We start from the raw sequence: 20,302 nt of genomic DNA, 5'->3' as shown, positions 1-20,302 counted from the left end.
TCACCCGTTGTAGGGCATCAACGTGCCCGCCACCGGCACGTTCGGATCGGTGGCGTTTTCGGTCAGCACCTGGCTGAGTGGAAAGCCACTGCCCGCGACCGGCTGCCATTGCGAGCCGAGGATCGGGCCATGCGCCACATTGGGCACCGGGCCGGAGGTGAAATCGACCCTGCCGTTCACCGTCTCGACGTTGAGCTGCGAGATCGCGGTCGCGATGGCGTCACGCTCCATCGGCGCGCCGCTTTGATCGAGCGCGGCCAAGGCGACGTCAAACAGCGCCAGAGAGGCCCCGAGTTGCAGCATCCATTGCCGCCCGGTTTCGGTCTCATAGGCGGCGGCGAGCGCCTCGGCGCTGTGCCCCGTGGTGGGCGAGCTATAGGGCATATCGCGGTGCCAATAGACGGCGGAGGCGAGTCTCGGCCCGAGCGAGCCCATGGCCTCAATGTCGGATTGGAACAGGCCGGTCTTGGCGACCTGCACGATCTTGACCTGACGGCTCAGCCCCTGTTGCGCGGACTGGCGCCAGAAGGTGGCAAAATCGGGCGGCAGGGCGAAGGAATTGATGATCTCCACGCCGTTCTCGCGGAAATAGCGGATTTGCGTGGTGTAATCGGAGGTAAAGCTCTCAAACGCGCCCGGATCGAACACTTCGAACCCCGCGGCCTGAAGTTGCGGCGCGAGCATGGCGCGCACGGCATTGCCATCGGCATCGTTCGGATAGAGCACGCCGACCTTATTGTTGGTGTCGAGCGCGTTCCACTGCGAGATATAGGCCTCAGCGAATTCATCGACGCCAAAGCCGAAATGGTAGGAATATTTGAACGGGCTGGGTTCACCGGGTTTTGCACCACGGCCAAAATAGAATGCTTCCCACGGCATCACGGTCGAGACACAGGGCACACCCGCCGCCTCGCAGGCGTCTGCCACCGGGTTGATGGTCTCAGGCGTGCAAGAGGCGAGGATGATCTGGACGCCTTCGCCATTGATCAGATCGCTCGCAAGCTGGGCCGCACGGGCCGGGTCGGATTGCGTGTCGCGGTCGAGGATTTCGACCTCGCGCGTTTCACCGTCCATCGAGACGCCTCCGGCGACAGCCTTGCGCACCAGATCGAGGATAAAGGGATCGGCCTCGCCAAAGGCGGCCAGCGGTCCGGAGCGCGGCGAGATGAAACCGATGCGGATCGGTGCGCCATCGGCGGCCATAAGCCCGCGCGCGGCGGTAAGCAAAGGCAGGCTCGCAAGCCCTGCGGCAAAGGCACGTCTTGAGACCCCGCCGGCGCGGGGGCGTTTCGAATGTGTCATGAGTTCCTCCCTGAGGCGCTTGGCGCGCCTTGATTGTTCCGGGCCTCCCTGACGCGATTTAGTCACGTCACCCGGTGCGCCCACTATGCGGGGTTTGCCGGAGGTCACATAGGAAGATTCCCGGAGGATTTCACAGGGTGAAATCCCGCCAGAAGAGGTCATTTGGAGAGGCCGCAGCCCTTAGGCGTAGGCGGCCAAGGCCTTGGCCAGATCGGCGTCGCGCAAGCCTTTGCCCAAAAGGGCCGAAAGCAGCAGCCGCGCTTTGACCGCCGAGAGGTCTCCCGCAAGGAGTGCGCCGTTTTCCACCAAAGTCACGCCGCCGCTGTCCTTGCCATAGATCGCCTGCGTGCGGCCCTCGTGACAGCGGGACGCCACCACGACCGGGCACCCCGAAGCGATGAGGCGCGCGGTGGCGTTGGCAAAGCCTTTGGGCGCGTTGCCACGGCCGAAAGCCGACAAAACGATCCCCGTCGCGCCCGCCTGCCCCGCCAGTTCCATCAGACGCGGCGTCGAGCCGAGGCCCACGCCGATCAACTCGACATTCTGATCGAGCGCAGGGGTGTCCAGCGCCACGCGGGCCTTGGCCGGGCGAGTGTAGAGATGGACTGTACCGTGATCGACCTCGCCGAATTTACCGAGGCCCACGGAGCGGAAGGTGTCGACCCGCGAGGTATGCGCCTTCGTCACATAGCGTGCGCCGTGGATGTCGCCCTCAAAGAGGATCACGGCGCCAACGCCCGTCAGATCGGCACTGGCGGCGGCACAGATCGCGTCATGAATGTTGCGCGGACCGTCGGTGTCGGGCTGACCGGCATGACGCTGCGCGCCGGTGAAGACCACGGGCTTGTCGCTTTTGACCAAAAGCCAGGCGAGAAACGCGCTTTCCTCCATCGTGTCGGTGCCATGGGTGACGACAACGCCGTCCACGTCATCCCCGGCCAGAACCTCGTCGATCCGGGCGCAGAGCCGGTGAATGGTCGCAAGATCAAGTGCATAGCTGCCTGCCGCTTCGAAATTCTCGACGGTGACCGTGATGCCGCCCAGCGGCTGATGCAGGCTCGCGAGCAGGCTCTCACCGCTCAGCCCGGCATTGACAGCACCGGCGGTTTTATCGGCGGCGGAGGCGATGGTTCCGCCCGTGGCGATCAAGACGACATGTTTCATCGGTGTCTTTCCGTGTTCAACAATTTCAAGAGAACGGCCCTAACTGGCGCGCCGTTGTGCGCGGCCTTTCGCGGCGGCAAGATCGACCAACTCGCTCCAACGGCGCACGGCGTAATTGTGTTCGTCCATGGTCGAGTTCCAGATCGCGATGTGGTGCGCACGGTCCCTGCGCGACCCACCGGAGCGGGTTTCGCCCGGACGGATCGCCGGACGCCCGGCCACGTCAACGAGTTCTTGCGACGCAGGAAGGCCCTCGTACCAATAGTCCCATTCGGCCTCGGACATATGCGCTTTCACGCGGTCCGGCACGGACATGTAATAGCCCTGACGCGCCACGACGGACCCCGCGTAACCATCGAGATACCAGTTCAGCCAGTCATAGGCCCGGTCGAGTTTGTCGTCTTTCAACAGGCGCGACAGGCACATGCCGCCATGCCAGGCGCGGTAGCCTTCGAGCGGGCGGGCTTGGCGCACGTGAATGCCGCGGCGTTTCATTTCCACAATCGTCGGCGACCAGATCGAAGCGAGTTTCAACTCGCCGCTCATAAACCGCTCGACCGGTTCATCGGCGCGCAGCCAGAAGGGGCTCAGATGACCCGCATGAATGAGGCTCTTGCCATGATCGATAAGGGCGTCGATTTCCGCCACGGACATGTTGCCCATGTTCTCGAATTCGATCTGCCCCGAGGCCGACAGCGCCAGCGCCAGATCGAAGAGACCAATGGCAGGCTCATCGACCAAAGACACCCGTCCTGCCCATTGCGGGTCCAAAAGCGCCGCCCAGCTTCGGATGTCGCGATCCACATCCAGCCCCTCGGTCTCCACCCCAAAACTGTCGAAGTTGTAAAAGGTCGGCAGCATGGAAATCTGACCGCTCGGACTGTCCGAGAGCGTCATGTCATGCTGCACGAAAAGCCGCGAGGCGGGCACGTCGCCCAGGGCCTGACGCCCGCTTGTCCCCATGATCCGCGACAGCTCGTCGAGATCGTCCCAATGGGTGATCCGGCGGGTGTCGATGGCCTGCACGGCCCGCCAATACCAGACGATGTCGAGGTTGTGGAAACACTGATCGTAGATGTCATAGCTGGACGGATCGAGCGCGGCGGTGCGTTGCGCGCTGTTGAAATCCATCTCGATGAATTCGAGCGAAAACCCCAGATCCGCCTCGGCGCGATCCTTGAGAAAGCGCCAGGGTTGAATTTCCGTGGTGAGAATACGAAGCGGCTCCGTCATCAGGCGGCGGCCCGGACGCCGGAGAGCCCCGTGAACGCGGCAAAGCTGCGGCGGATTTGTTCGGGCGAGAGCCCTTCGAGAATAAAGACGATGCGCGACTGGCGCGGGCCATCTGGCCAATGCGTCATGTGTGTGGGCGCGTGCACGAGATGCTGCACGCCGTGAATCGCGATCGGTTTGTCTTCGCCTTTGAGCGCCAAAATACCCTTCACCCTGAAAATCCTATCACCATGCTTATGCAGCAAGAGTGTAAGCCAGGTTCCGAACATAGTCCAATCGATCTCACCCTCAATGACGAGGGAAAAGCTTGTCACGCCTAGGGCTTCGTCGTGATGTGCCGCGTTGTGATGGCTGTGCGCATGGTGATGATGGTGATGATGGTCGTGCCCCTCATGATCACAGGCAGGCCCGCACGAATGCGCTTCCTGCGTCACCAAAGCCGCGGCAAAGGCGGCAGGGCCAAAGCCACCGAGGATGGTCTCGACCGGCTCCTGCGTGGTCATGATCCGCGCCGCCGGGTTGATCCGGGCCAAACGGTCGCGCAGGGCCTGATCCTCGCCCGGCTCAGCTAGATCGGTTTTGGTCAACACAATGCGATCCGCCGCCGCGATCTGGCGCACGGCTTCGGCGCGATGCTCGACCTGAAGCCGCGCGTTGACGGCATCGACCGTGGTCAGCACCCCGCCATTGGTGAAATGCGAGCGCAGCACCGGATGCGCGGTCAGGGTCTGCAACACCGGATATGGATCGGCCAGCCCGGTGGTCTCGATCACCACGCGGTCAAAGGCAATCTCGCCGCGGGCGCGCAGGCTGTCGAGATTGGAGAGAGCGTCGGCCACCTCGCCACGCACGGTGCAACAAATACAGCCGGATTTGAGCAAGACGACATTGTCGTCGATGCGGTCGAGCAGGTGGTGATCAAGCCCCACCTCGCCGAATTCGTTGATCAACACCGCCGCCCCCGCCATCGACGGGTCTTGCAACAGGCGTTGCAACAGCGTGGTTTTGCCGGAGCCCAGAAACCCGGTGAGCAGAACAACAGGCGTCATGCGTCACCTCGCGCTTCCATCCAGGAAATCAACGCATCATCAAGCGGATCAAAGTCGCGGCCCGCGAGGGCTTCGGCCTCGGGCCAGAGATGCGACAGCGCCTCAAACACGCTCGACGCCCCGGTCGGAGAGGTTACGACATAGGACCGCCCCTGCCAGACATCGAGTTTGACACGGCGGTAAGAGAGAATGTCATTCGCAGCTTTCATGCGGCGCGCGGCCTCGGCCCGACGGGCGGGCATATCGTGGTTGCGTGTGTAGACGCCCGGCCGCGCAATCGCGTTGGTCCAGTGATCGTCACACCCGAGAATACCGCACAGGGAACACATGCTCCGCTCCTCTCAAATCCGTCGAAAAAGACGGACGGCACAGGGGTGGCCGTCCGCCCAGTGACCCCACGAGGAGTCAGCCGCGTGGGAATTTCGCGTCGTAATTGTCCGCCATCTCGTTCATGGTGACAAATTTGACGCCCTCATGCGAGGCCATGTGCTTGAACAGACGTTCGAGCATCAAAAGCACCTGCGGACGACCGGAGACGTCAGGGTGGATGGTGATCGGGAAAACCGCGTAATCCATGTTTTCATAGACCCAGTCGAACTGGTCCTGCCACATCTGCTCAATGTCGCGCGGGTTCACGAAACCATGCGAGTTCGGCGATTTCTTGATGAACATCATCGGCGGCAGGTCGTCGAGATACCAGTTGGCCGGGATCTCGATCAGATCGGTTTCCTCGCCACGCTCCAAGGGCTTCATCCAGTCTTCCGGCTTGCCCGCGTAGTCGATCTTGGTCCAGCTGTCGCCCACGCGCACACGGTAGGGTTCGAAATCTTTGTGCATCAGAGAGTGGTCATACTTGATGCCTTTTTTCAAAAGCAGCTCGTTGGACACCGGCGAGAATTCCCACCACGGCGCCACATAACCGGTCGGACGTTTGCCGGACAGCTCGGTGATCAGATCGATACATTTGTCCAGAACGGCCTCTTCCTGTTCCGGAGTCATGGCGATCGGGTTTTCGTGGCTGTAGCCGTGAATGCCGATCTCGTGACCGCGCTTGGCGACCTCTTTCATCTGCTCCGGGAAGGTTTCGGCGGAGTGACCGGGGATGAACCAGGTGGTTTTGATGCCGAGCTTGTCGAAGAGATCGAGCAGACGGATCGAACCGACCTCGCCCGCGAACATGCCGCGGGAAATATCGTCCGGGCTGTCTTCGCCGCCGTAGGAGCCGAGCCAGCCGGCCACGGCGTCCACATCAATCCCGAAACCGACGAGAATTTCTTTTGCCATTGGATAAGTCTCCTGTTGGATAATTAAGCGTGAATGAGGGTGATGGAGGCCGGGTCGATCCCGAGGGTGACCGGCGCCCCAAGCGTCAGGGCGCGCACTTCGGGACGATCCGCACTGACTTCGACGGCGACGTCGCGCTCGCCCGGCAGGCGCACCTTAAGATGCCCAACCGCGCCGACGAGATGACGTTCGGCCAGAACGCCGTCGATGCGAATCTCGTCCGGCGAGTTCTGCGGCGCGATGCGGAAGGCTTCGGCGGGAACGACCGCGAGGGTCTCATCGCCCTGGCCCACGCCTTTCATCATGCCGTAGGGGGTCTCGATCATACCGAAACCTGTGCCCGCCGCGCCTTTGGCCGTGCCTTCGAACACCGTGTTCGAGCCGATGAAATCCGCGACAAAGGGCGTTTGGGGGCGGCGGTACAGCTCGCGCGGGGCGGAGATTTGTTCGACCACACCGTTCGACATGACGACGACACGGTCCGACAGGCCCAAAGCCTCGGATTGCGCGTGGGTCACAAAGATAAATGTGATGCCCAGCTCGCGCTGCAACAGTTTCAATTCGTTCTGGATGATCCGACGCAGGTTGGCGTCGAGCGCGCCCAGAGGCTCGTCGAGCAACAGGATCTCGGGTTCAACCACGAGCCCCCGCGCCAGTGCAATCCGCTGACGCTGACCGCCCGACAGTTTGTCGGCCTTGCGATCCGCGAATTGCTCCAGATCGAACATGTCGAGGATGCGATCCACCTTGCGGTTGCGCTCTGCCTTGGGCGTGCCTTTGACGTCGAGGCCAAAGGCGACATTCTCGCGCACCGTCATATGCGGAAAAAGCGCGTAGTTTTGGAAAATCATCGAGGTCGGACGCTTTTCCGGCGGGATGTGGGTCACATTCTGACCCATCATCATGACCTCGCCATTGGTGATGTCCTCGAACCCGGCGATCATCCGCAGCGTGGTGGATTTGCCGCAGCCCGACGGGCCGAGAAAGGCCACGAATTCGCCCTTTTCCACCTTCAGATCGAAGTCGGAAACAGCAACGGTGCCATCGGAATAGGTTTTGCCGACGGAAATCAGCTCGAGATCGTAGATCATGCGATCAGCTTTCGTGTTTGAAGTGCAGGACATGGGCGGGCGACCCTGAAGAGGGGAAGAGGGCCGCCCGCCTGCTCGGATCAGGCGTTCAGGAATTCGTCCCAACGCATGATCAGATGGTCGTATTCATCCGGCCACTGGTGCCAGTAAGCGACGTTGGACGCGCGCTCTTCGAGAGAGCCGCCATCGCGCAGATCGCCCGGGTTGATGCCGCGCTCGGCTTCGCCTTTCCACGGCGCACCTTCGTACCAGAAGGCATAGGCGTCGGGGTCCATCGCCTCTTTGATGCTGGTCGAGGGCGAGTAGTAGCCCTGTTCGGTGACCGCGATGCCCGGCTCGCCCGACAGCCAGAAGTTGGCATAGGCGATGACGGCTTCGCGGTTCGGCGTGCCTTTGAGCATCGACGGCCCGATCGCCCAACCGCGCGTGCCTTCTTTCGGCGTCGCGTATTTGGCGGGCTTACCTTGGGCTTTGACGGCCATGACGGCGGGCTGCCATGCGTCGCAGACGACCATTTCGCCGGAGGCCATCAGGTTGACGAGCTCGCCGAAGTCGCCCCAAAGCGCACGGAACTGACCGTCTTTCTTTTTGGAGATCAGGAACTTCGCCGCTTCGTCGATCTCGTCCATCGTCGGGTTGCCGGGGTTCTTGGCCTCCAGCAGACCGAGCGAGTTCATGGCGAGGATGGCCTGACCGATGGCGATGAGCGGGTCGACGTTCAGACCGGATTTGCCCTTCCATTTCTCATCGAACAGCGCGGTCCAGGTGTTGGCTTCCTCGTCGGTGAGGACCTCGGGATTATAGCCGATGGAGTCAAAGTTGTAGACCGCCGGCACCATGTAGAGCTGGGTTTTGGCATCATCCGCCCAGATCTGACCGGAGATTTGCGCGCGCGCATCCCATTTCGGATTGGTGGTGGTGAAGGTGTCGCGGATCGAGGCCCAGTTCGGCAGCTCAGCCGCCGGAATGGGTTCGACGTTGTCGGTCGCGATCAGCGCCGGAAGACGTTCGCCGATGATTTCCCAGCAGTCGTAATCGGACGAGCCGGAGAGGATTTTGGTCTGCGCATCCGGGTAGGTGGATGGTGTGCCGGAGGTGGTGCCGACGCCGGACGCGGCCTTGAACATCTCGAGAATACGGTCTTGCACGGTGGTCGAGAGACCGGTGGTGCGCAATTCCTGCTCCGAAAGATTGGCGGCATAGGCCATGCGCGACCACGGGTGCAGACCCGAGCCGAGGGCGGCAGCGCCCGCGGCGGCCCCGTATTTCAAAAAGCTACGGCGATTGGGTGTCAAAGTCATGGTGTCTTTCCCTGTTGATGATGACGTGGTGACATTGAGTGTTGGTGCGGGGGCGTTCGTCGCCCCTCGTTGGCGACCTCAGTAGCGGCCGGGGGTCAGCCCCCCGTCCACGGTGATGACCTGACCAGTGAGGTAAGAGGCATCGGAGGAGGCGAGAAAAGTGATGACATTGGCGATCTCGGCGGGCTCGCCCAGACGCTTCATCGGAATGTAGGGCGAGGCGATCTCGGCCGCGTCCGGGCCAAGGCTGTGGCCGGGATTGAGCAGTTGCGCGGTGCGGATATAGCCGGGGGCGACACCGTTGACGCGAATGCCTTTGGCGGCAAATTCGACGGCGAGGCCGCGAATGAGACCGATCACACCGGATTTGGCGGTGGAGTAATGCACATGCTCGTCCCAACCGTAGTTGGTGCCCATGATCGAGGAGAGGCAGATGATCGACGCGCCTTCTTTCATCGCCGGAAGCGCCGGGCGGATCACCCGCATCATGCCGTAAAGATCGACGTCGAGCGTTTCGTGCCAGGTCTCATCGGTCATTTCCGCCATCGGCACACGCAGGGCGATCCCGGCGTTGGCGACAATCACGTCGATGCCGCCGAAGCGTTCGTTGAGACCACCAACCAGCGCATCCGCCGCCTCGGTCGAGCGCACGTTCAGCGCGTGAAACTCGGCACTGCCGCCCGCGGCTTCGATCTCAGCTACGACCGCTTGACCTTTGTCTTCGAGCACATCGGTGACGATCACATGATCGCCCTTGGCCGCAAAGGCCAGAGCGGCTGCGCGACCGATGCCGATGCCCGCACCGGTGACGAGAACAATACGTTTATCCATTTGAGAGCTTTCCATTTTCTGGGATCACAACATGACGTCGCCGGAGTTCGGCCCGAGCGTTTGCCCGACGAACAGAGCGGCATCGTCAGAGACGAGGAAGGAGACGACACCGCCGATCTCTGCCGGAGAGCCAAAGCGCCCGAGCGGCAGTTCCGCGCGTTTCGCGGTCTTCCAATCCTCGGAAAGCGCCTCGACGAGCGGCGTGTTGATCGGTCCGGGCGCCACGGCATTGACACGCACGCCCTGGGTCGAAACCTCGCGGGCAAGTGATTTCGTCATGCCGATCACGGCGGCCTTGGCACCGGCGTAATGAACCAGTTCCACCCCACCGATTTGACCGAGCTGCGAGGCGATATTGACGATATGCCCCTGCCCCTTTGCCAGCATCGCGGGCAAACAAGCACGGGTACAAAGGTAGTTGCCCCGCACATGGACGGCAAAAATTTTGTCGAACATGGCGAGCTCGATCTCGGTGAACCGCGCCTGATGGCCAAAGCCCGCGTTATTGACCAAAATCTCCGGCGCGCCGAAATCTTCGGTGATCAGTTCGACCATCTCTGTGACGGCGACCTCATCGCTGACATCGGCTGCATAGGCACCTGCGACACCGCCGGCTGCGTGGATTTTCTCGACGGTCGCCTTGGCGGCCTCAAGCGAGAGATCGTTGACGGCAACCCTGTGGCCGTCGGCGGCAAGGCGAAGCGCGATGGCCGCACCGATGCCTGAGCCTGCGCCCGTGACGAGAGCAATCATCATGCGTCCTCCTGACCAGAATAACGGGAGGCCTTTGAGGTGAAGCGTTTCATCAAGAGGCCGTAGATCACCAGAAGCGTGAAGCTGAACAGCGTGGTCAGCACCCCGAAGGCGAAGATGTTGGGATAGATCTCCACCGAGAACGTCCCGTAGATCGCCAGTGGCAGCGTCAGATCGCGACCGGCCGTAAAGAGCGTGCGGGCGAATTCGTCATAGCTGAGCGTGAAGGAGAACAGCATGGCGGAGAGCACGCCCGGGAAGATGATCGGGAAGGTCACGCGGCGGAAGGTCTGCGCCGGGCTTACACCCAATGAGAGCGAGGCTTCTTCGACGGTGCGGTCGAACCGGTTGAAGATGGCCAGCATCACAAGGAAGGCGAAGGGATAGGTGTAGACCACATGCAGCACGAAAGAGGTGCCCCACCACGCCCGGGCAATGCCCAGAGTGTTGGACAAAAGCGCCATGCCAAGCCCCACCAAAACGCCGGGCACCATCATGCCGAGGATGATCAGGTAAAACGCCGGCCCCGAGCCCTTGAACCGGGTGCGGAAGGCTTCGGCGCTCATGACGCCCAGAACGGTCGAGACCACGGTGGTCATGAAGGCCAGCACGATCGAGCGCAGCAGGCTATCGCCCACCGGAAGCTGCGACACGCGGGAGGTTTCGGCAAAGCCCAAGAGGTGCTCATACCAGTAGACGGACCACTCGCGGATCGGGAATTGCGGACCGCCATCGGCGCTTTGGAACGACAGGATCGTGAGAACGATCATCGGACCATAAAGAAACAGCAGAAAGAGGACGGTATAAAGGGCGAGCGTCGGACGCAGGATACGGGATTCCATGGCTCACATTTCCTTTCGCAGATCGACGAGACGCAGCGCGAGCGCGATCACGGCGGTGATGATGATGGTGAGAACCACACCGGCGACGGCGGCGAAGGCCCATTTGAGAGAGCCCACCTGGCTCACGATGATGTTGCCCAAGAGGTTGGTCTTACGGCCAGACAGCGAGGCGGCGGTGGCAAACTCGCCCAGCACCATGACAGAGACAAAGATCGACCCGACCATGACCCCCGGCAGCGACAGAGGCAGGATGATGCGGCGGAAAATCGTCCCGAAAGAGGCGCCGAGATCCCGCGCAGCTTCGATCACGGAGATGTCGATCCGGCCCAGCATGAAGGTGATCGGCCCGACCATGAACACGCAGTAAATCTGGGTCATACCAACGAGGACGGAGAATTCAGAGAACAGCAAAAAGGTCAGCGGTTCAGAGATGATCCCGAGTTTCATCAGGATCATGTTGATCGCCCCTTCGGTGCCCAACATCGGACGCCATGCGATGACGCGGATCAGAAACGAGGTCCAGAACGGGATCACACAGGCGACTAAGAGCGCGGTCTGAAGCGTCTTGTTGCGCACGAAAAGCCCGATGAACAAAGCCACCGGATAGCCAACGACGATGGTCGCAATCAGAACGATGAGCCAAATCCGCAGCGTGGTCCAGATCGCGCCCAGATAGGTCGCGGAACTCAAGAACCGCTCCCAGCTGGCCGTGGTCAGGGTCGAGTTTACAGAGAAGGTGGTCTGGGTCCAGAAGGACACATAGATCACCATGGCCATCGGCAGGACCATGAAAAGTGTCATCCACAAAAGCCCCGGCGACAAAAGCGCGATGGCGCGGCGACGGTCCTTTTTCTCGCGAAGCTCGGCGGGGGAATGGGGGGTGGTGGACGGGGTGTCCGTCGTGAGGGCAGTCATCAGTCGGCTCCGTGGAATTGGCGCAGGGCATCGGCTGCGAAATGAAGGTCATAGCCTTGGCCTTCGACCAGATCGGGAAGGCGCGGCTGGCTGAGGTGATCGACGACCTGCAAGAGGGTGCCGTCTGCGGCGCGGAAGAATGACAAGGCGGTCGGCCCGTTGAATTCGCCGGTGAGATAGGTGGCGTGCAACGATGGGCGCTCGGACGGGGCGGCCGTTTCGGCGCTCACATCGATCTGATCGAACCGCACTGCGATCGGTCCCTGCCCCAAGTCACCACGACAAAGACTGGCATCGAAAATATTCCACGCATTGAGGTGGCGCGCGGCCTCGGCATTGCCGGGATGGCTGAACAACATGTCCGGCGCGTCGGATTGCATGATCCGCCCATTGGCGAGCACGGCAACCTGATCGCCCATGGTGAGCGCTTCGGTCTCGGAGCCGGTGACATGCAGGAAGCTGACGCCAAGCCGTTCGCGGATCGCCTTCAACTCGTCGCACATCCGCGCGCGCAGGTTGGCATCAAGCGCGCCGAGTGGCTCATCGAGCAGAACGATCCTCGGCTCACACACCAAGGTGCGGGCCAGCGCGACGCGTTGTCTTTGACCGCCGGAAATCGCGCTCACGCCGCGATGGCCAAAGCCGGTTAGACCGACCAACTCCAGAGCGGCATCGGTGCGGTCTTTGATCTCGGTCTCATTGGTCAGGGGCGCATGGGCGCGATGCCGCAGACCGAAAGCGACGTTCTCCGCCACAGTCAGATGCGGAAACAGCGCGAAGTTCTGAAACACGAAACCAATGTCACGCAGATGCGAAGGCTGGCCGTCGATGCGCGCGCCATTCAGAGAAATCGTGCCCTGATCCGGCTCTTCGAACCCCGCGATGAGACGCAACAACGTCGTCTTACCTGCCCCGGACGCCCCCAACAGGGCCATGTAGGTGTTTTCCGGAACGACGAAGTCCACGCCATCCAAGGCCGTCGCACCGCCATATCGGCGACTTACCTGATTGAGAGTCAGCACTGAATATTCCCCGCGTCGAGTTTTTCGATTTTCTTGATACAAACATCAATTCACTCGAGTCGGCAAAGTAAAAAATGACTTTTGCATTCCAAAAATCATTTTTTACACGCATCGCGCGATAGGGATTTCAGATTTTTGCCCTATAATTAGACAATTTAGCTATTTTTTTGATCAGAAGGAAAATTTAAGAAGACGAGATTTTAAATTTATCGACTTTCTGTATTCAAAAACAAATTGCTTCCAACCATTCCAGCAGCCACCTATTGTCAGGAGAAGATTCACGGAAAGAGGCTATGATGACCGTTACCGAAGCCACGTCCCGCACCAGCGACGACAGTGACAAGCGCGCGCCTCTTTTCGAACTGGCGGCCGAACTCATTCGCAACAATATCGCCCAGGGCTACCTCTATCCCGGCCTCGTCCTGCAAGAGAGCGCGCTGTCCGAGCGGCTCGACATGTCACGCGCGACGGTCAAACGCGCCTTGGAGATCATTGAGGACGAAGGCGGCGTCGCGCGGTTTTCCGGCCGCGGCTTTGTGGTCTCTAACCCTTTACCCGGGAAGCAAAATATCCCGAAGCGCGAGGACCTGCGCCAGATTGAGCTTGACCTGACCACGCTCGACGGCAGCGCCGGAAAGCCAAGCTGGCTGCGGGTCTACGATGATGTTGCCTATTACGTCACACGTTGTCCGGTGTTCGGCGGCTACCGTATCTTTGAGGGGCAAATGGCGGAGGAGTATGGCGTATCCCGCACCATCGTCCGCGATGTGCTGGGCCGTCTTCAGGAGCGCGGCCTGATCCACAAAAGCCGCACGTCGCGCTGGATCGTTGAACCCCTGACGTCAAAGAAGATCAAAGACAAATACGAATTGCGCGGCATTTTGGAGGTGGCAGCGCTGTCTTCGGCGAAACTTCCGACCGAGCAACTGCGGGAATTGGCCGAGGAAATTCGCGCCCTCTCCGCACAGAGCGCCCCGACGCCTGCGCAATGGTTCTCGGTGGATCGACGGTTTTTCGAAATGGTGGTGCTGACCACGCCGAACGAAGATTTGGCGAATTACGCCACCAACAACCGACTGGCATTGGAGGCCTGTCAGGCTGCGTTCTTCTCGCTGGGCCTGCCGCCCGACACGCAATCCATCCTTGAGCTGGCTCAGGTGATCGAACTGGCGCTCGCGGGTTCTATCAGGGCTGCGGAAAGCATGTTGGCGATGCATTTGAAAAAGGCACGCGACCGCACGATTGCCCAGCTCAAGATCACCGCGATCCTGCCACCGCCATCCGATTTCCCGTCTTACCTACAATTTACGTGAGACGTCGCAGCCGCCGTCAACAAATGCGCGGCAGCTGTTCTCCGACCAACATATCAACGATGCGCCCCCCGCCGAACAGGGTCCGCATCGTCACTCTTGGCCCCGCTCCGGCAACTTTCGCCTGACCGATCACAACAGCACCTTCTCCCTCCGGGACGGATCGCATGGCAGACAGGGCGGCGTCGACCTCCTCTGGCGCGACGAACACCACCAGAGTGCCTTCGTTGGCAAGATAAAGCGGATCAAGCCCGAGGATTTCACACATACCTTTGACTTCCGCCCGGATCGGCAGGGTCTCTTCAGAGATTTCAATGGCAACATCCGCATCCCCCGCGATCTCGTTCAGAGTAGACGCGAGGCCGCCACGGGTCGCGTCCCGCGCACAGCGCAGAGAGGGGCAGGCCGCCGAGACCGCCGCCATGAGGTGACCGAGGCTTGCACAATCGGATTGAATGTCGGCGCTCAAGGCCATGTCCCCCCGCGCCGCCAAAATCGCAGCACCGTGATCGCCCAGCACGTGGTTCACAATGGCCACATCGCCCGGCTGCACATGCGTCGCCCCCAGATCGAGACCGGGCGGGATCACGCCCACGCCGGAGGTCGTGACAAAGACCTTATCCGCAGAACCGCGCCCGACGACTTTCGTGTCGCCCGTGACGATCTTGACCCCGGCCTTGTCGGCCTCCTCTTTCATCGCAGAGACGATGCGGCGCAACAGATCGATGTCGGTGCCCTCTTCGATGATGAAGGCCGCCGACAACCACAGAGGCGTCGCGCCCCCCACGGCCAGATCGTTCACCGTGCCACAGACCGCGATCTTGCCGATGTTGCCGCCGGGAAATTCGACCGGATCCACCACGAAGCTGTCGGTCGTGAAGGCAAGCCGCGCGCCCGGCTGCTGCAGAGCATCCGTCATGAGGCGCGCCTGATCCTCAGAGCTTTCGGGCTCGAAGACGGAGGTGAACACCTCTCCGATCAGATCGCGCATCGCTTTGCCGCCGCCTCCATGGGCGAGCGTGACGTGTTGATCTCTAAGCGCCATGTCTCGTCTTTCTTCTTGGCTCAAATACTCATTCTGCGGCGTCCGCCGCGCAGGTCTTATTCCGCGGCTTCCGCCGCACATGCCTTATTGCGCGGCATCCGCCGCACATGCCTTATTGCGCGGCTTCCGCCGCGCATGCCTTATTGCGCGGCATCCGCCGCGCGGGCCCCACCATATTGATAATAAGCCGCACAAGCGCCTTCGGAGCTGACCATCAAAGCGCCCAGAGGCATTTCGGGCGAGCAGCCTTTGCCAAATTGCGGGCATCCCGTCGGCTTGAGCCGCCCCGTCATCACCGCCCCACAGGCGCATCCCTCGGGTTCTTGCACCGAGCGCTGGCCCGCCGCATAGCCGATACCGAATTTCTCTTCGGCATCAAATGCACGGTATTTTTCACGGATTTTCAGGCCGGAATGATCAATTTCCCCCAGACCACGCCACTCAAACGAGGGCCGCATTTCATAGACATCCGCGATTGCCGCGATCGACACCGGGTTGCCGTGTTCCGGCACAACCCGCGCGTATTGGTTTTCGACCTCCGCCCGTCCGTCGCGGATTTGTTCGAGCACCATCATCACCGATTGCAGCAAATCAAGCGGCTCAAAGCCCGCCACCACGATGGGTTTGCCGTAGTCTTCGGCGATAAAATCATAGGGATGCGTGCCGATCACCATGGACACATGGCCCGGCCCAACAAAACCGTCGAGCATCATATGTGGGTCATCCAAAAGCGCCTTGATCGGCGGCGGGACAGTGATGTGATTGCAGAAAATCGAGAAATTGGTGAGGTCTTCGCGCGCCGCCTGCTGGATCGACAGAGCTGTCGAGGGCGTCGTCGTCTCGAAGCCCAGCCCAAAGAACACCACTTCGCGGTCCGGGTTGCGGCGCGCCAGTTCCAGCGCGTCCAAAGGCGAATAGACCATGCGGATGTCGGCGCCGGCGGCTTTGGCCTGCATGAGCGAATTCTTCTGTCCGGGCACACGCATCGCGTCCCCGAAGGTGGTAAAAATCACCTCCGGGCGCTCGGCAATCTCGACACATTCATCGACCCGTGCCATCGGCAGGACACAGACCGGACAGCCCGGACCGTGGATAAACTCGACGCCTTCGGGTGTCAGCTTATCAAGGCCATAGCGAAAGATCGCATGGGTATGGCCGCCGCAAATCTCCATGATGTAGACCGGCTTTTCCTTGGTCGCACCGATCTCATCCGTCAGCTCTGCGATCCGTGCCAAAAGCGCTTTCGCGGCTTTCGGATCGCGAAATTCCTCAGCGTATTTCATGCCCCGACCTCCAATGCGCGATCCCCTGCGGCCATCGCCTCATGCGCCTCTTGGGTCTCTCCCAGATCATGAAGCGCCTTCAAGGTGGCTGCGGCCTCCTCTTCGTCGATGATCGCCATCGCGAAACCGACATGGATCAAGGCCCATTTACCGATCAACGCCTCGATGGCCCCGGTCAGAACCGGCGCGATGTTGACCTCACGTTTCACGCCGGACACATCGGCCAAGGCCATCAGGCGCGTCTCATCGGTGATCTTGACGATCTGTCCCGGAATTCCCAGACACATGGCTTACTCCTCCTCGCTCGAAGTTGGCTCAGAATGACGCTTCTGGTCCACCAACCCGTAGCGTTCGATTTTGGCCCGAAGGCCCACACGCGACAGGCCCAGCTCATTGGCAGCGCGGCTTTTGTTCCATTTCAAACGCGTCAGCGTCTCGCGCAGAATGCGCATTTCGATTTGCTCAACCCGGTCTTTCAACGTGCCGGTTCCGATCAAAACCCGGTCAACGGATGTTTCCGTTTCCGCATCGGCCCCAGGGCTCGCCTGAAGGATATGACGCGAAATCAGTTCCGGTCCCAAAAGCGCGTCTTGCGAAAAGATCAACATTCGCACGATCTCGTTTTCAAGCTCGCGCATGTTGCCGGGCCAGTCGTATTCCGACAGGAATTGCAGCGCATCGTCCGAGAGACCGCTGACCGGTTTGCCATGTTTCTCGGCCATTTCGAACAAAAGGGTTTGCGCCAAAATCGCAAGATCCCCGACACGGTCGCGCAGCGGCGGCACGCTCAATCCCGCCTTCGCCAAGGCATAGTAAAGCTCGGAATTAAAGCGGCCTTCCGCGACCTCGATCCGCAGATCGCGCTCCGTTCCCGCCAAAAGCCGCACTTGAGAATGCCGCAACTCATGGCCACCCACGGGACGAAACGCCCCATCGCGCACGGCGCGCAAGAGCAAGAGCTGCAAGCGTGGCGACAGGTTGGAAACGCCGGAAAGATAGAGCGTGCCCCTGTCCACCTTTTGGAACAGCCCCGTCTTGTGGCTGGTCAGCCCGGGCAAGGCGCCGCGCCGCGCGCCAAAAAGTTCAATCTCCAGAATGTCGTCATCGACGGAGGAGCAATCGAATTCGAAATAGGGTTTCTCGGAGCGCAGGGAACTATAATGCATCGCGCAGGCCAGCTGGCCTTTGCCCGTGCCGTTTTCGCCGGTGATCACCACGGGCACATCGAAGGTCGCGAATTGGCGCGCCTGTTCGATGACGGCATTCATCGGCGAATTGACCGCGCGCAGAACCGCCTCGAACCCAAGCCCCTCGCGCAGGGCTTTGCGCTGTTCCTCAATCTTGGCTTCGACAGAACGCGACAGATACCGCATTTCCAAGGACATGCGATCATGGTCACGCGTCAAACGGAACAGGTCCGTCGCGTTTTTGGCCACCATCATCAGATGATCCGGGTGCCACGGTTTCGTCAGGAACTGATAGATCCCCGCATCGTTGATCGCGGAGATCATGTCGCCGGTTTCCGTATAACCCGTGATGATGATCCGCACGGTTTCGGGCCAGTGTTCCCGCACTTCGGTCAGAAACTCGACGCCGGTCGTGCCGGGCATGCGGTGATCGCAAAAGATCACCTGCACGAAATGTTCTTGCATCAGGCCACGCGCCTCTTCGGCACTCATGGCGGTCAGACATTCGAAGTCGTCTTCGAGCGCCATGCGCATCGCGGCGAGGCTGTGTTCCTCGTCGTCAACCAAGAGGATCGTGGGCAACGGGTCCGACATGATCAGCCCTGCGCGACCGATGCTGCGGTCGGTTTCGCCGCAAGACGATCACGCAGCCATTGGACCCAAGCCTCCATGCCTTCACCGGTCTTGGCCGAGATGCGCAGAATGTCGATGCCCGGATTAACGCGCCGCAGGTTCGCCTCGTAGAGATCGAGATCGACATCGCAATAGGGGGCAAGATCGACCTTATTGAGCAGCGCGATCTCGGAGACGGTGAACATATCAGGATATTTCAGGGGCTTATCCTCGCCCTCGGTGACCGAAATCACCGCCACTTTGCAGTCTTCGCCCAAATCGAACCCGGCCGGGCAGACGAGATTGCCGACGTTCTCGATAAAGAGCATGGCGTTTTGTTCCAGCGACAGGTGCTCCATCGCATGTCCGACCATATGCCCGTCGAGATGACAGCCCTTGCCGGTGTTGACCTGAACCGCCTTGGCACCTGTCGCGCGGATGCGTTCGGCATCGTTGGCGGTTTGCTGATCGCCTTCGATGACGGCCAGAGGCTGGTCGCCCAGCATCTCGATGGTCTTGCACAACAGCGTGGTTTTGCCCGATCCCGGCGAGGAGACGAGATTGATTGCAAAGCTGCCCAGAGCAGAGAGTGCCGCGCGGTTCGCTTCGGCGTAGCGGTCGTTCTTCGCGAGAATATCCGTCTCGATCTCGATCAGCCGCTCTTGCGTCATGCCGGGCACTTCGACGCCCGCAGGCCCCTGTCCGAAATGCATGTCATCCCCGTGATGGTGGTGATGGTGGTCATGAGCGTGGCCGTGGCTATGGGTGTGATCATGCGAGTGATCATGGGGATGACCGAGATCATGATGGTGATCATGATGGTGACCGTGGCCCTCCACACTCGCCGTTCCGCATCCGCATACAGTACACATCAGAGCACCTCCAAGTCCTTGATCCTCATTTCATCGCCCCCGATGGGCATCAGCTTGCCGCCGCCACAAGTCGGGCAGAGGTCGAGCCGGTTCTCGATTTCAACCTGCTTCATACAGTCGTAGCACATCGCAGCCCCCGGCAGGTCGATCATCTCCAAGATCGCACCTTCGGCGACAGAGCCGCGCATCACCACCTCAAATGCAAACTCAAGCGCGGGCTTTTCCACCCCCGCGAATTTGCCGATCTCGACGCGCACGGTTTTCACACCGCTGAATTTGTTTTTCACGGCAGCATCCTCGATCACCGAGCGGATGCCTTCGCAAAGCGACATCTCATGCATGCATACGCCCTCCGCTCAAACTCACCGGGCTGCACGGATCGAGCACATCGACCACAAGCGGCGCCAACGCGTGTTTCGTCTCGGGCAGGCTGGCCAAAGACTGCGCCATAATCCCGCCCGGTGCCATCATGTGGTCGGTCGGGGTGACGCGTTCGAACTGCGTGACGACACCCGCCTCGACGCGCGCCCGCATGGCATAGGTGCCGCGCGAGGCCGGAACGACGACCCACCCCTCGGCGAGTCTCTTCGGCGCAGGCACATCGCCGCGCGCAGAGGCCGCCAGATCCAACACCCGCGCCACGGTCCGCCACAAGGGACCGCGCCCCTGCGACGCCTCAAGAGCCTGCATCAGCGGATGCCTGGACTGGCGAGCCGCCACGGAGTTTTCGCAGGCGCCGGCCTGTGTCACGTTTTGGTCGGACACAGCCCCGACCTGCGCCGCAGCCTCTCCGGGGTCGAAAAGGCCTTTGAGGCGGCGCAAAACAGTCCCGAGTCCCTTGTCACTTTGCAGAAATGCGTCGAACTCCTCGGAGGTCTCAGGAAGGCGTTCCGGCAACAGGGCGTCGGCCCCCTGTGCGATCGGCAGCGGGTCCAGCCCGAGGTGCCGGGGCAAGATGATCCCCAGGCGCACCAGATGATCGCGCGCAAAATCCTGCGCCAAATGGGCCGTCATATCCGCACTGACCGGCAGGACCAGCGCCATATTCACGGCGAGCTCCTGAGCGCTCCGGCACAGGTTGAACACCCGAGGCACCAAGGCCGCCACCTCTTCGACAGGTTTGCCGATCACGAGCTTGGCCACCGGCAATGCCGGGGGCAGCGTCGCGCGCAAATCGCCTGTGTCGAACGCGGTGACAGACATGGT

The 20,302-nt window shown here is 61.0% G+C and carries 21 protein-coding genes; 1 reads left to right on the top strand and 20 read right to left on the bottom strand.

Annotation, left to right across the window (positions count from 1 at the left end; all coding sequences use genetic code 11):
- The 13 genes from ACN0X0_RS09345 to ACN0X0_RS09285 form a co-directional block, all read right to left on the bottom strand.
- Window positions 1-1,302, bottom strand: a complete 1,302-nt coding sequence (locus ACN0X0_RS09345; protein ID WP_417278930.1) for an ABC transporter substrate-binding protein — start codon at window positions 1,300-1,302, stop codon at window positions 1-3.
- A 180-nt stretch (window positions 1,303-1,482) separates the two neighbouring features.
- Entirely contained in the window at window positions 1,483-2,466 is a 984-nt protein-coding gene (locus ACN0X0_RS09340; RefSeq protein WP_417278929.1) for an asparaginase, read from the bottom strand.
- Between the two features lie 39 nt (window positions 2,467-2,505).
- Entirely contained in the window at window positions 2,506-3,699 is a 1,194-nt protein-coding gene (locus ACN0X0_RS09335) for an ABC transporter substrate-binding protein (protein WP_417263236.1), read from the bottom strand.
- The gene (locus ACN0X0_RS09330) at window positions 3,699-4,748 is read right to left on the bottom strand and encodes a CobW family GTP-binding protein (protein ID WP_417278928.1); all 1,050 of its coding nucleotides are present in this window, start codon (window positions 4,746-4,748) and stop codon (window positions 3,699-3,701) included. The genes ACN0X0_RS09335 and ACN0X0_RS09330 overlap by 1 nt, the downstream gene beginning before the upstream one ends.
- Window positions 4,745-5,077 (bottom strand): hypothetical protein, encoded by a 333-nt coding sequence (locus ACN0X0_RS09325; RefSeq protein ID WP_096805213.1) that lies wholly within the window; start codon window positions 5,075-5,077, stop codon window positions 4,745-4,747. The genes ACN0X0_RS09330 and ACN0X0_RS09325 overlap by 4 nt, the downstream gene beginning before the upstream one ends.
- A 76-nt stretch (window positions 5,078-5,153) precedes the next feature.
- Entirely contained in the window at window positions 5,154-6,032 is an 879-nt protein-coding gene (locus ACN0X0_RS09320) for a polysaccharide deacetylase family protein (protein WP_219786430.1), read from the bottom strand.
- A 23-nt stretch (window positions 6,033-6,055) separates the two neighbouring features.
- Complete coding sequence (locus ACN0X0_RS09315) at window positions 6,056-7,123, bottom strand: ABC transporter ATP-binding protein (RefSeq protein ID WP_417263239.1); 1,068 nt, start codon at window positions 7,121-7,123, stop codon at window positions 6,056-6,058.
- Between the two features lie 80 nt (window positions 7,124-7,203).
- Complete coding sequence (locus ACN0X0_RS09310; RefSeq protein WP_417263240.1) at window positions 7,204-8,424, bottom strand: ABC transporter substrate-binding protein; 1,221 nt, start codon at window positions 8,422-8,424, stop codon at window positions 7,204-7,206.
- A gap of 78 nt (window positions 8,425-8,502) precedes the next feature.
- The gene (locus ACN0X0_RS09305; protein ID WP_219786433.1) at window positions 8,503-9,255 is read right to left on the bottom strand and encodes an SDR family NAD(P)-dependent oxidoreductase; all 753 of its coding nucleotides are present in this window, start codon (window positions 9,253-9,255) and stop codon (window positions 8,503-8,505) included.
- 24 nt (window positions 9,256-9,279) lie between these two features.
- Window positions 9,280-10,011, bottom strand: a complete 732-nt coding sequence (locus ACN0X0_RS09300) for an SDR family NAD(P)-dependent oxidoreductase (protein ID WP_417278927.1) — start codon at window positions 10,009-10,011, stop codon at window positions 9,280-9,282.
- Window positions 10,008-10,850, bottom strand: coding sequence for an ABC transporter permease (locus ACN0X0_RS09295; protein WP_066704814.1), 843 nt, complete (start codon window positions 10,848-10,850; stop codon window positions 10,008-10,010). The genes ACN0X0_RS09300 and ACN0X0_RS09295 overlap by 4 nt, the downstream gene beginning before the upstream one ends.
- 3 nt (window positions 10,851-10,853) lie before the next feature.
- The gene (locus ACN0X0_RS09290; RefSeq protein WP_226552842.1) at window positions 10,854-11,765 is read right to left on the bottom strand and encodes an ABC transporter permease; all 912 of its coding nucleotides are present in this window, start codon (window positions 11,763-11,765) and stop codon (window positions 10,854-10,856) included.
- Complete coding sequence (locus tag ACN0X0_RS09285; protein ID WP_417278926.1) at window positions 11,765-12,787, bottom strand: ABC transporter ATP-binding protein; 1,023 nt, start codon at window positions 12,785-12,787, stop codon at window positions 11,765-11,767. The genes ACN0X0_RS09290 and ACN0X0_RS09285 overlap by 1 nt, the downstream gene beginning before the upstream one ends.
- Window positions 12,788-13,083: 296 nt before the next feature.
- Here ACN0X0_RS09285 and ACN0X0_RS09280 point away from each other — a divergent pair, with 296 nt between their 5' ends.
- Window positions 13,084-14,100 carry a GntR family transcriptional regulator gene (locus ACN0X0_RS09280; protein WP_417278925.1) on the top strand — a complete coding sequence of 339 codons (1,017 nt, stop codon included), beginning with the start codon at window positions 13,084-13,086 and terminating at the stop codon, window positions 14,098-14,100.
- 16 nt (window positions 14,101-14,116) lie between these two features.
- Here ACN0X0_RS09280 and hypE read toward each other — a convergent pair whose 3' ends face one another.
- The 7 genes from hypE to ACN0X0_RS09245 form a co-directional block, all read right to left on the bottom strand.
- Complete coding sequence (gene hypE, locus ACN0X0_RS09275) at window positions 14,117-15,142, bottom strand: hydrogenase expression/formation protein HypE (RefSeq protein WP_417278924.1); 1,026 nt, start codon at window positions 15,140-15,142, stop codon at window positions 14,117-14,119.
- A 140-nt stretch (window positions 15,143-15,282) separates the two neighbouring features.
- Window positions 15,283-16,425, bottom strand: coding sequence for a hydrogenase formation protein HypD (hypD, locus tag ACN0X0_RS09270; protein WP_417278923.1), 1,143 nt, complete (start codon window positions 16,423-16,425; stop codon window positions 15,283-15,285).
- The gene (gene hypC, locus ACN0X0_RS09265) at window positions 16,422-16,712 is read right to left on the bottom strand and encodes a HypC/HybG/HupF family hydrogenase formation chaperone (RefSeq protein WP_226552837.1); all 291 of its coding nucleotides are present in this window, start codon (window positions 16,710-16,712) and stop codon (window positions 16,422-16,424) included. The genes hypD and hypC overlap by 4 nt, the downstream gene beginning before the upstream one ends.
- A gap of 3 nt (window positions 16,713-16,715) precedes the next feature.
- Complete coding sequence (locus ACN0X0_RS09260; protein ID WP_417278922.1) at window positions 16,716-18,206, bottom strand: sigma-54-dependent transcriptional regulator; 1,491 nt, start codon at window positions 18,204-18,206, stop codon at window positions 16,716-16,718.
- Between the two features lie 2 nt (window positions 18,207-18,208).
- The gene (gene hypB, locus ACN0X0_RS09255) at window positions 18,209-19,096 is read right to left on the bottom strand and encodes a hydrogenase nickel incorporation protein HypB (protein WP_417278921.1); all 888 of its coding nucleotides are present in this window, start codon (window positions 19,094-19,096) and stop codon (window positions 18,209-18,211) included.
- The gene (gene hypA, locus ACN0X0_RS09250) at window positions 19,096-19,437 is read right to left on the bottom strand and encodes a hydrogenase maturation nickel metallochaperone HypA (protein ID WP_417278920.1); all 342 of its coding nucleotides are present in this window, start codon (window positions 19,435-19,437) and stop codon (window positions 19,096-19,098) included. Before hypA ends, hypB begins: the two co-directional genes overlap by 1 nt.
- Window positions 19,430-20,299 carry a hydrogenase expression/formation protein HupK gene (locus ACN0X0_RS09245; RefSeq protein ID WP_417278919.1) on the bottom strand — a complete coding sequence of 290 codons (870 nt, stop codon included), beginning with the start codon at window positions 20,297-20,299 and terminating at the stop codon, window positions 19,430-19,432. Before ACN0X0_RS09245 ends, hypA begins: the two co-directional genes overlap by 8 nt.
- Between the last annotated feature and the right edge of the window lie 3 nt (window positions 20,300-20,302).

This window comes from Celeribacter sp. (assembly GCF_048270365.1).
In the GTDB taxonomy this organism is placed as follows: Bacteria; Pseudomonadota; Alphaproteobacteria; order Rhodobacterales; family Rhodobacteraceae; genus Celeribacter.
The sequence above is the reverse complement of the archived record's forward strand: the minus strand, read 5'-3'. Positions and strand labels throughout refer to the sequence as shown.

Bases quoted from the DNA above. Each gene is read 5' to 3' on its own strand.
- ACN0X0_RS09310 (WP_417263240.1), bottom strand. From the start codon at position 8,424: ATGACTTTGACACCCAATCGCCGTAGCTTTTTGAAATACGGGGCCGCC.
- ACN0X0_RS09340 (WP_417278929.1), bottom strand. From the start codon at position 2,466: ATGAAACATGTCGTCTTGATCGCCACGGGCGGAACCATCGCCTCCGCC.
- ACN0X0_RS09245 (WP_417278919.1), bottom strand. From the start codon at position 20,299: ATGTCTGTCACCGCGTTCGACACAGGCGATTTGCGCGCGACGCTGCCC.
- ACN0X0_RS09330 (WP_417278928.1), bottom strand. From the start codon at position 4,748: ATGACGCCTGTTGTTCTGCTCACCGGGTTTCTGGGCTCCGGCAAAACC.
- ACN0X0_RS09320 (WP_219786430.1), bottom strand. From the start codon at position 6,032: ATGGCAAAAGAAATTCTCGTCGGTTTCGGGATTGATGTGGACGCCGTG.
- ACN0X0_RS09305 (WP_219786433.1), bottom strand. From the start codon at position 9,255: ATGGATAAACGTATTGTTCTCGTCACCGGTGCGGGCATCGGCATCGGT.
- ACN0X0_RS09300 (WP_417278927.1), bottom strand. From the start codon at position 10,011: ATGATGATTGCTCTCGTCACGGGCGCAGGCTCAGGCATCGGTGCGGCC.
- ACN0X0_RS09325 (WP_096805213.1), bottom strand. From the start codon at position 5,077: ATGTGTTCCCTGTGCGGTATTCTCGGGTGTGACGATCACTGGACCAAC.
- hypA (WP_417278920.1), bottom strand. From the start codon at position 19,437: ATGCATGAGATGTCGCTTTGCGAAGGCATCCGCTCGGTGATCGAGGAT.
- hypB (WP_417278921.1), bottom strand. From the start codon at position 19,096: ATGTGTACTGTATGCGGATGCGGAACGGCGAGTGTGGAGGGCCACGGT.
- ACN0X0_RS09315 (WP_417263239.1), bottom strand. From the start codon at position 7,123: ATGATCTACGATCTCGAGCTGATTTCCGTCGGCAAAACCTATTCCGAT.
- hypD (WP_417278923.1), bottom strand. From the start codon at position 16,425: ATGAAATACGCTGAGGAATTTCGCGATCCGAAAGCCGCGAAAGCGCTT.
- ACN0X0_RS09280 (WP_417278925.1), top strand. From the start codon at position 13,084: ATGACCGTTACCGAAGCCACGTCCCGCACCAGCGACGACAGTGACAAG.
- ACN0X0_RS09345 (WP_417278930.1), bottom strand. From the start codon at position 1,302: ATGACACATTCGAAACGCCCCCGCGCCGGCGGGGTCTCAAGACGTGCC.
- ACN0X0_RS09295 (WP_066704814.1), bottom strand. From the start codon at position 10,850: ATGGAATCCCGTATCCTGCGTCCGACGCTCGCCCTTTATACCGTCCTC.
- hypC (WP_226552837.1), bottom strand. From the start codon at position 16,712: ATGTGTCTGGGAATTCCGGGACAGATCGTCAAGATCACCGATGAGACG.
- ACN0X0_RS09260 (WP_417278922.1), bottom strand. From the start codon at position 18,206: ATGTCGGACCCGTTGCCCACGATCCTCTTGGTTGACGACGAGGAACAC.
- hypE (WP_417278924.1), bottom strand. From the start codon at position 15,142: ATGGCGCTTAGAGATCAACACGTCACGCTCGCCCATGGAGGCGGCGGC.
- ACN0X0_RS09290 (WP_226552842.1), bottom strand. From the start codon at position 11,765: ATGACTGCCCTCACGACGGACACCCCGTCCACCACCCCCCATTCCCCC.
- ACN0X0_RS09335 (WP_417263236.1), bottom strand. From the start codon at position 3,699: ATGACGGAGCCGCTTCGTATTCTCACCACGGAAATTCAACCCTGGCGC.